Consider the following 697-nt stretch of genomic DNA (forward strand, 5'->3'; position numbering starts at 1 on the left):
CGTCTGGGCCTGGCATCTGGCGGCGCAGCGGTAGACGGCACTAACGTCTACAAAGACGAAAGCGGCAACCTGTATGCGAAAGTGACCATCAAGTCAACTTCAGCAGCTGAAACCAACAACCTGAAAGCGAACGGCTTCGATATCGCCAGCGGCGCAAGCCAGGACTTCTATGTGGCTGTTGATCCGCAGGCTGCGGATTCTACTTCCACTACCGGTACTGCTGCGTTCAAAATTGACACCAAGTCACTGAGCCTGTCTAACCTGACTCAGGGTTCTACCTCTGGTCCACTGGATAAACTGGACAAAGCGATTGCCAGCGTTGATGAATTCCGTTCATCACTGGGTGCGATTCAGAACCGTCTGGGTTCAGCGGTAACTAACCTGAACAACACCACCACTAACCTGTCTGAAGCACAGTCTCGTATTCAGGATGCTGACTACGCGGTTGAAGTTTCTAACCTGTCTAAAGCACAGATCATCCAGCAGGCGGGTAACTCAGTGTTGGCTAAAGCTAACCAGGTTCCACAGCAGGTTCTGTCTCTGCTGCAGGGCTAATTATCCTCGCGATAATCTTGCACATCAACCCCGCTTCGGCGGGGTTTTTTTATGCCTGTTAAAAAGGATTAACGCTCAGATAAGCCCTCTATTTTGTGCTTTCTTCCGCGATTGATTACGCCTGCGCTGGCTATGATAACGC

The 697-nt window shown here is 51.1% G+C and carries 1 protein-coding gene; it reads left to right on the forward strand.

From position 1 onward, the window contains the following. A partial coding sequence (locus tag WH277_RS05610; RefSeq protein WP_339504916.1) for a flagellin occupies positions 1–555 on the forward strand: 555 nt, incomplete at its 5' end. Between the last annotated feature and the right edge of the window lie 142 nt (positions 556–697).

It is taken from the genome of Erwinia sp. MYb416 (assembly GCF_037479575.1).
Lineage (GTDB): Bacteria > Pseudomonadota > Gammaproteobacteria > Enterobacterales > Enterobacteriaceae > Erwinia > Erwinia rhapontici.